The organism is Streptomyces marokkonensis, assembly GCF_039539045.1.
GTDB classification, from domain to species: Bacteria; Actinomycetota; Actinomycetes; order Streptomycetales; family Streptomycetaceae; genus Streptomyces; species Streptomyces marokkonensis.
The window spans coordinates 18,857-26,861 of the sequence record NZ_BAABCQ010000108.1 but is presented as its reverse complement, the minus strand read 5'-3'; the positions used below and the strand labels follow the sequence as shown (position 1 = coordinate 26,861).

Below are 8,005 nucleotides of genomic sequence, written 5' to 3'. Positions count from 1 at the left end.
GGCACTGTCCACACGATGGGGAAAAGAAAGACGATCTGTGGATAACCCACGGACCGTTGACGCCGGTGTGACGGAAGTACCGGCACTCGAAAACAAGTTCGCCCCCTGCCTGACCTGCGGAAACCAAGGTCGACGGCAGGGGGCACACCTGTTCCCGCACACTGTGCACAAGATCCGGCACCTACTGTGGACAACGGGTGCTCAGGTGAGCTGGGCGGTCCTCAACAGGGTCAGCCCGACGACGACCACGAGGACTGCCGCGCAGGTGCCGTACTGCACGAGCGTCCGCCGCTCGCGCGGGGCGTGGAGCATCGCGTAGCCGATCGCGGCGCCCGCGACCAGGCCGCCGACGTGGGCCTGCCAGGCAATGTTGGCCCAGGTGAAGGTGAAGACCAGGTTGATCGCCAGCAGGATGACGATCGGCCGCATGTCCGCGTTGAGGCGGCGGACGAGGGCCGCGGTGGCGCCGAAGAGGCCGAAGACCGCGCCGGAGGCGCCGAGGGTGGCCGTGGTGGGTGAGGCGAGCAGGTAGGTGAGGGCGCTGCCGGCCAGGCCGGAGACGAGGTAGAGCGTGAGGTAGCGGGCTCTGCCGAGGGCTGCTTCCAGGGGGCCGCCGAGGAACCAGAGGCTGAGCATGTTGAAGCCGATGTGCCAGATTTCCTGGTGGGTGAACATCGTGGTCACCAGGCGGTACCACTCGCCCTCCGCGACGCCTTCGGTCGGGACGAAGGGTGCGGGGGGCCATCGCCCGATGAGGACCATGTCGCCGAGGAACTCCGACGACAGGGCGTGTACGGCGATGAAGACCGCCGCGTTGATCCCGATGAGGATCTTGGTGAGGAGGTGGGGGTCGGCGGCGATGGTCCCGCCCGCGAGGGTGCGGGGCCGGGAGGCCGCGAGGGCGGGCCCGCTTCCGGTGCCGGTGCGGCCGGTGGCGCAGTCGGGGCAGTGGAAGCCGACGGAGGCGTTGACCATGCAGTCGGGGCAGATGGGGCGTTCGCAGCGGGTGCAGCTGATGCCCGTCTCGCGGTCGGGGTGGCGGTAGCAGCCGGGCGGTTTCTGGGCGTCCGGTGAGCCGGCTGCCGCGTGGTCCATGGCGTCCCCTCGGTCGTCCTGCGAGCGGTGTGCGCAAATGCACCGCCCCGCCCATCTTTACGGATGGGCGGGGCGTTTGGTTCCTGCCCTGTGGGCGGGCGGGTCAGTCGTCGCGGGTCTCGACGGCGACCGACTCGATGACGACGTCGTTGACGGGGCGGTCGGTGCGGGGGTTGGTCTGGGTGGTGGCGATGGTGTCGACGACCTTCTGACTGGCCGCGTCGGTCACCTCGCCGAAGATCGTGTGCTTGCGGTTCAGCCACGTCGTCGGGGAGACGGTGATGAAGAACTGCGAGCCGTTGGTGCCGGGGCCGGCGTTGGCCATGGCGAGCAGGTAGGGCCTGTCGAAGGCCAGGTCGGGGTGGAACTCGTCCTCGAACTGGTAGCCGGGGTCGCCGGTGCCGTTGCCCAGCGGGTCACCACCCTGGATCATGAAGCCGCTGAGGACCCGGTGGAAGACCGTGCCGTCGTAGAGCCTGCCCGTGGACTTCTCACCGGTGGCGGGGTGGGTCCACTCCCGCTCGCCCCGGGCGAGTTCTACGAAGTTCCTGACCGTCTTGGGGGCGTGGTTCGGCAGCAGCCGGATCTTGATGTGGCCCTGGCTGGTCTTCAGAGTGGCGTAGAGCTGCTCGGCCACGGTGTGCCTTCCGTCGTCTTTTCGTGCTCGACGATCCTCGCACGGTCGCGGGTGCGCAGGTCGCTCATACCGCTGGGTCACGAGCGCGGGGCGTCGATCCGTGGCATTGTCGTCGACAGGCTCTCATTGCCCGGTATTCATCCGTTATCGATGTTGATCGGCTCTTGTTCGCACTTCGTCACCGCTTGCCCCAGAGGGCCCGAAGACACCGTCCGTGACCCGGATGCCCGCCCTCACATGCCTGGCAGCACGTCCGCAGGCATGATCCGTAAAAGGGTGGAAAGTCGAATTACCGTACGCCACCGAGGAGGAGGAACCCGTGACCCGCATCGACAGCGTGCGCGCCGCGACCGGTTCGGCGAAGGACAGCGTGCTGCACGCCGCGGAAGTGGTGGCGCCCTACGCCGACACGGCCAAGGACAGGGCCGCTCACTATGCACAGGAGGCGCGCGTACGGCTGGCGCCCAAGGTGTCGCAGGCCGCGTGTCAGGCCCGTCTCCAGTACGGGGCGCATGTCGCGCCGCGGCTGGATCAGGCTCGTACGCATGTGCCGCCGAAGATGGACGCGGCCGCTCAGGAGGCGGCCGTCCGTGCGCGACTGGCTGCCCGGCAGGCGGCCGACTACTCCCGGCCGAGGATCGAGCAGGCGGTGGCCGCGGCCGGACCCGTCAGGGACGAGGCCACTGCCCGGGGCACTGCCGCGCTGGCCGCGCTGCGGGGTCAGGTCACGGCCAAGGAGATCCAGCGGCTGACGCGCAGGCATCGGCGACGGGCGAGGGCCGGGCGTATCGCCAGGGTTCTGGCGGTGGCGGGGGTGGTCGCGGGCGGTGCGTTCGCTGCCTGGAAGTGGTGGGACAAGCAGGCGAACCCGGACTGGCTGGTGGAGCCGCCGGAGGCGACGGAGGTTGCCGAGTCGGGGCGGCTGACGTCGGTGGACGGTACCGGTGAGGCGCTGCTCGATCCGGAGGTGCAGGCCAAGCAGGCGCAGGAGGAGGCGGAGGGCGACGAGTCCCGCTGAGCTTCGGCGACGGGGTCGGCGTTCACATCGCTGCGGGGCGGAAGGCTTGATCGCCTTCCGCCCCGCGGCGATGTTTCACGTGAAACGTCTTCCGTCTTCTCAGCGGCCGTAGCGGCGTTCGCGCAGGGAGTAGGAGCGCAGAGCGCGCAGGAAGTCGATCTCGCGGAAGTCCGGCCAGTAGGTCTCGCAGAAGTGGACCTCGGCGTAGGCGGACTGCCAGAGGAGGAATCCGGAGAGCCGCTGTTCACCCGAGGTGCGGATGATGAGGTCGGACTCGGACCGCGTCTTGGAGTACAGGTGCTTCGAGATGTGCTCCATGGTGAAGGTCTCGATGAACTCGTCGATGTCCCCGCCCTGGGAGCTGTGCTCGGTCAGGGCCGACCGTACGGCGTCGACGATCTCCCGTCGGCCTCCGTAGCCGACGGCGACGTCGACCTTGGTGCCGCCCTGGCGGCCCTGGGTGGCGGCGGTGGCGGTCTTGAGGCGGCTCGCGGACTCGGCGGGCAGCAGGTCCAGGGCACCGACGGCCTCGACGGGCCAGGGGTTGCCCGGTGCGGCCAGTTGTTCGACGACTTCGGCGATGATGTCGATGAGCGGGGTCAGCTGTTCCTCGGGGCGACGGAGGTTGTCGTCGGAGAGCATGAACAGGGTGACGTGCTCGATCTGCGCGGAGTCGCACCAGCGCAGGAAGTCCTGCACCTTCGCCCCGCCGGCCCGGTAGCCCTCTCGGGGGTCGTCGATGCCCGACATCTTGGCCCACCGGCGGTTGCCGTCGAGCATGATGCCGATGTGCTGTGGGCGCTGGCGGCCCTCCAACTCTCTGACCAGGCGCTTCATATAGATGGCGTCGAGAGCGGCCCGTACCTTCGCCCGCATGGTTTACCCCTTCCACCTCGTCGGCAGCGGCCGGTCGGCTGCGACGGCGATGTGCCACGTGGCACCGCCCCGCAGGGGTGTGGCGCTGGTGCCCTGTGGGGTGACGATATCAAGAGCAGACAGCTCCGCCGGGGCGCTCGGCGGGGCCCTGGGGGTCGGCGTACGCCGCGGGACCGCGGTTGCTCCGGTCGTGCGGTCCGGCGATGTGTCCAGGGACTCGGCCGCATCAACTTCCTTCCCTGCTGAGGCGGTTGCCGATCACTCCGGCGTCTTTCGTCCCAGCCGGACGGCCGCGTGTTACCCGTCACTTCTCGGGGCCCTCTGCTACCGGTGACGGGGTCCGCGAGGTGGTGAGGGACCGTGTCCCGGGCCGTGCCGGAACGCGCAGACGCCCTCCGGGAAATGACCCGAAGGGCGTCTGACCTGCGTGGAGCCTAGGGGAGTCGAACCCCTGACATCTGCCATGCAAAGACAGCGCTCTACCAACTGAGCTAAGGCCCCTGAAGAGGCATCCACCGGTATACCGCGTACCGACGGGTGCCGCAGACAAGAGTACCGGGTCGCCCCCCGTATCTCACAAATGATTGGGGGTCCCGGGGAAACACCACGCTCCGTAAGATGCTCGGCGTGGTTCGCTGGAGCGAACTGCGGTTTTTGGGGAAGCGATGGGGAGACGCAATGGACGCCGCACAGCAGGAAGCCACCGCAAGAGCGCGGGAACTGCAGCGGAACTGGTACGGGGAGCCGCTGGGGGCGCTTTTCCGTAGGCTCATCGACGATCTTGGTCTCAACCAGGCTCGTCTCGCCGGGGTGCTGGGGCTGTCCGCGCCGATGCTGTCGCAGCTGATGAGCGGCCAGCGGGCGAAGATCGGCAATCCCGCGGTGGTCCAGCGGGTACAGCTGCTGCAGGACCTGGCGGGGCAGGTCGCGGACGGCAGCGTGAGCGCGGCCGAGGCGACGGAGCGCATGGACGAGATCAAGAAGTCACAGGGGGGCTCGGTGCTCAGCAACACCACGACGACCACGAGCAGTTCGGGGGCGCCCACGGTCAAGCGGGTGGTCCGCGAGATCCAGTCGCTGCTGCGCTCGGTGGCCGCCGCCGGAGACATCATCGACGCGGCGGACGCCCTGTCTCCCTCCCACCCGGAACTGGCCGAGTTCCTGCGGGTGTACGGCGCGGGTCGCACCTCGGACGCGGTGGCGCACTACCAGTCCCACCAGAACTGATCCCGGGTCCGGTCGCCGGGAGGGGGTCCGGCGGCCGGACCGCGCAAGTGGCGTGACAGGTTCCAGGGGAGGAGCGGCGCACAGCCATGGGCGAGGTCTTCGCGGGCCGGTACGAGTTGGTCGATCCGATCGGCCGCGGCGGGGTCGGTGCCGTCTGGCGTGCCTGGGACCACCGCCGCCGGCGGTATGTGGCCGCCAAGGTGCTCCAGCAGCGGGACGCGCACTCGCTGCTGCGGTTCGTGCGTGAGCAGGCGATGCGGATCGATCACCCCCATGTGCTCGCGCCCGCGAGCTGGGCCGCCGACGACGACAAGGTCCTGTTCACCATGGACCTGGTCGCGGGCGGTTCGCTCGTCCACCTGGTCGGGGACTACGGCCCCCTGCCGCCCGCCTTCGTCTGCACGCTCCTCGACCAGCTGTTGTCGGGCCTGGCCGCGGTGCATGCGGAGGGCGTCGTGCACCGTGACATCAAGCCCGCCAACCTGCTGCTCGAAGCTTCCGGCACGGGCCGACCCCGGCTGCGGCTGTCCGACTTCGGCATCGCGATGCGGCTGGGTGAGCCCCGGCTGACCGAGACCGACCTCGTGGTGGGGACGCCGGGTTACCTCGCGCCGGAGCAGATGATGGGCGCGGAGCCGGACTTCCCCGCGGACCTGTTCGCGGTGGGCCTGGTCGCCCTGTATCTGTTGGAGGGGGCCAAGCCGGACTCCAAGGCACTGGTGCAGTACTTCGCCGAGCACGGGACGCCGCCCGCGCCGCAGCGGGTTCCCGAGCCGCTGTGGCAGGTCGTGGCGACGCTGGTGCAGCCGGATCCGCCCGCGAGGTTCCGTACGGCAACGGGGGCGCGCAAGGCGCTGGCCTCGGCGGCGGAGCTGCTGCCGGAGCCCGGGCCCGACGACGAACTGATCGAGATCTTCGACCAGATCGGGCCGTTGCCCTCGGGGTTCGGCCCCGACGGGCCTCTCAAGCGGGCGTCGGGAGTCGACGACGCCCCGGCGGACCCACGACGGCCGTCCGGCCCGGAAGCGGCCCCGGGCAGCACGCCGTCGACCTTGAGACGGCCACCCGCGGTCCCAAGCAGCACAGCACCGCTCTCGGACGGTGCGCCGTCGTCCCTGAGCGGTGCGCCGTCGTCCCCGGACGGCACACCGTCGCTCCCGGACGGCACACCGTCGCTCCCGGGCACTACGCCGCCCAGCCCGGCCGAAGCGTGGGCGGCGCACCGAACGCCGCCCGGACCGGGCTCAGCACCGCCTGCCCCGGGCCCAGGACCGTCCACCCCGGACCCAACCCCGCACACCCCCACGGGCACCCCGTCCAGCCCGGCCGGGATCCGGTCGCGGATCGACGGGGCCTCGCCCGCCCCGGACGGGGCGTCGGCGACGTCGTTCCCCGGGTCAGCTCGGCCGGGGGGCATGTCGGAGACCGGCAGTTTCCACCTGCCGCCCCCGCAGGCGGACGCCGCCTCCCCACCGGCATCCGGTCCGCAGCCGCACCCACAGGCCCCGGCCTTCCGAGGAAGCCCGCAGTACCGGCCCCCGTACCCGCCGCCCCCCGCTCAGGCAGCCCTGACGTCGCCACCCCCGCAGCAGCTCGCCGACATACCCACCACCTCCTACACTGCGCGGAGCCCGCAAACGGCCCCTCCTGCCCGGGCGTATCGGCAGCACCGTGCGGGGCGGCGCCGGCGCCGTCCCGGCCCTCCGGCCAGGGTGGCCGTACCGCTCCTGCTCCTCGCACTGGCCTGCTACGCCGTGGGCTTCTGGGCCCTGACCCGGATCTGATCCGAGCCGGGCCTCCGTCAGGTCGTCCTGCCCGGCCTGCGTCGTGCCGCCACCGTCCACACGCCCAGGCCCACGAGCAGCAGACTGCCGGTACCGATCCCGCCCACGGCGACCGCCTTCATCGCAAGGTCGTCGCCCGCGGCCCCGCCCTCCTCCGGCGCGGCCGCCCGTTCCTGGGCCGTGATCTCGAAGATGCCCTTCGGCTCGGGCTCCCCTGCGTACTCGGGGCCGTCCTGCGGCGTTCCTGCGAGCCGTACGCTCAGCGTCAGCTCGAAGGGGCCCTCGCCGAAGTCGTCGGCCACCTGTGCCGCGAGGTGCACGACGAGGTAGTGGGCGCCGGCGAACCGCAGCGCGCCGACCTGGCGGTCACTGGTGTACCGATTGGCGTAGGCGACCGGCGGCAGGGGGGTCAGGCCGACCTTCGTCGGACGGCCGGTGTAGCCCTTGGCTGCGTCGTCGACCTCTCCGCGCGCGGGGTTGTGGAGGGCCAGGTGAAGGGCGCTGGTGGCGTAGCCGGAGTCGTCGCCGGAGCCGGTGAGTTCGGCGGTCGCGTACAGCTGGCGGCCCCAGTCGACCGGCACCTTGTAGAAGAGGGTCTGTCCGGGCCGGATGTCGTCGCGCCAGGCACCCTGCCCGACAGTGGTGGCGTGAGCGAAGCCGCTGCCGCCCGGGCGGCGTTCCGGCTCGCCGGTGAGAGGCACGGGTGAGGCGGAGTTCCATGCCTCGGGTGCGGTGGTCGCGCCGGTCTGCTGCGGATGGGGCTCGGTGACGGCGGTGAGTTCCAGGGCCCAGGCCTCCGGCGGGGAGTCCTGGGGCCGGGACCGCTCGACCGTGACGTAGTAGGTGCCGGGGTCCTGGCACCGGGTCTCGCCGGCGGTGATCTCGCGCGTGACCCAGGCCGTGACCGGGCGCGCGCTGCGGGCGGCGCCGAAGGTAGCGCTGTCCGAGGTGCAGGATCCGCCGTCGGCGTCCTGCAAGGAGACCCGGATGCCGTCGACCGCGGTGACCTCGCCGCCGGGACCGGGTACGGCGGTGACGGAGACGTAGGTGTCCAGGGCGGCGGTGTCGAGTTCGAGGCGGTAGTGGAGGGTGCCGTCTCTCGGCAGGGAGCTGCGGTACGTGGCGCCCGGTTCCAGCGGCGCGGCGTCCGGGGCACCGCTGGAACCCTCGATCCGCCGCGCGTCCTCGGCGAAGGTGTAGCCGACGGACCCACCGGCCGCGAGAGCCGCACCGCCGCCGGGCAGAGCGGCGGCCGTGGTAAGTAGGGCTGTCACGACGGCCAGCCGCACGGGCGTCCCACGCAGGGGCGCGCGCGGCGCGGGCGCCGACACGGTCCGCGCGTACGCCGGCAGCCGGTCACGCCCCGAC

The 8,005-nt window shown here is 71.2% G+C and carries 7 protein-coding genes and 1 tRNA gene; 3 read left to right on the top strand and 5 right to left on the bottom strand.

Going from position 1 to position 8,005, the window contains the following annotated elements; all coding sequences use genetic code 11:
• Positions 1–201: 201 nt before the first annotated feature.
• A complete protein-coding gene (locus tag ABEA26_RS23915; protein ID WP_345595347.1) occupies positions 202–1,095 on the bottom strand; it encodes a rhomboid family intramembrane serine protease in 894 nt (297 codons plus the stop codon).
• A 103-nt stretch (positions 1,096–1,198) separates the two neighbouring features.
• A complete protein-coding gene (locus ABEA26_RS23910) occupies positions 1,199–1,732 on the bottom strand; it encodes a peptidylprolyl isomerase (RefSeq protein WP_345595346.1) in 534 nt (177 codons plus the stop codon).
• Between the two features lie 319 nt (positions 1,733–2,051).
• Here ABEA26_RS23910 and ABEA26_RS23905 point away from each other — a divergent pair, with 319 nt between their 5' ends.
• A complete protein-coding gene (locus ABEA26_RS23905) occupies positions 2,052–2,750 on the top strand; it encodes a DUF5324 family protein (RefSeq protein WP_345595344.1) in 699 nt (232 codons plus the stop codon).
• Between the two features lie 99 nt (positions 2,751–2,849).
• Here the strand turns inward: ABEA26_RS23905 and ABEA26_RS23900 are convergent, their stop codons facing one another.
• Entirely contained in the window at positions 2,850–3,626 is a 777-nt protein-coding gene (locus ABEA26_RS23900) for an isoprenyl transferase (protein ID WP_279564426.1), read from the bottom strand.
• A 428-nt stretch (positions 3,627–4,054) separates the two neighbouring features.
• A tRNA-Ala gene (locus ABEA26_RS23895) sits at positions 4,055–4,127 on the bottom strand.
• A gap of 177 nt (positions 4,128–4,304) precedes the next feature.
• On the opposite strand from ABEA26_RS23895, the gene ABEA26_RS23890 reads away from it, so the two are divergent.
• Positions 4,305–4,853, top strand: a complete 549-nt coding sequence (locus tag ABEA26_RS23890; RefSeq protein ID WP_279564427.1) for a helix-turn-helix domain-containing protein — start codon at positions 4,305–4,307, stop codon at positions 4,851–4,853.
• An 86-nt stretch (positions 4,854–4,939) separates the two neighbouring features.
• Positions 4,940–6,637 carry a serine/threonine-protein kinase gene (locus tag ABEA26_RS23885; protein WP_345595340.1) on the top strand — a complete coding sequence of 566 codons (1,698 nt, stop codon included), beginning with the start codon at positions 4,940–4,942 and terminating at the stop codon, positions 6,635–6,637.
• A gap of 17 nt (positions 6,638–6,654) precedes the next feature.
• Here ABEA26_RS23885 and ABEA26_RS23880 read toward each other — a convergent pair whose 3' ends face one another.
• The gene (locus ABEA26_RS23880; protein ID WP_425587889.1) at positions 6,655–7,941 is read right to left on the bottom strand and encodes a hypothetical protein; all 1,287 of its coding nucleotides are present in this window, start codon (positions 7,939–7,941) and stop codon (positions 6,655–6,657) included.
• Between the last annotated feature and the right edge of the window lie 64 nt (positions 7,942–8,005).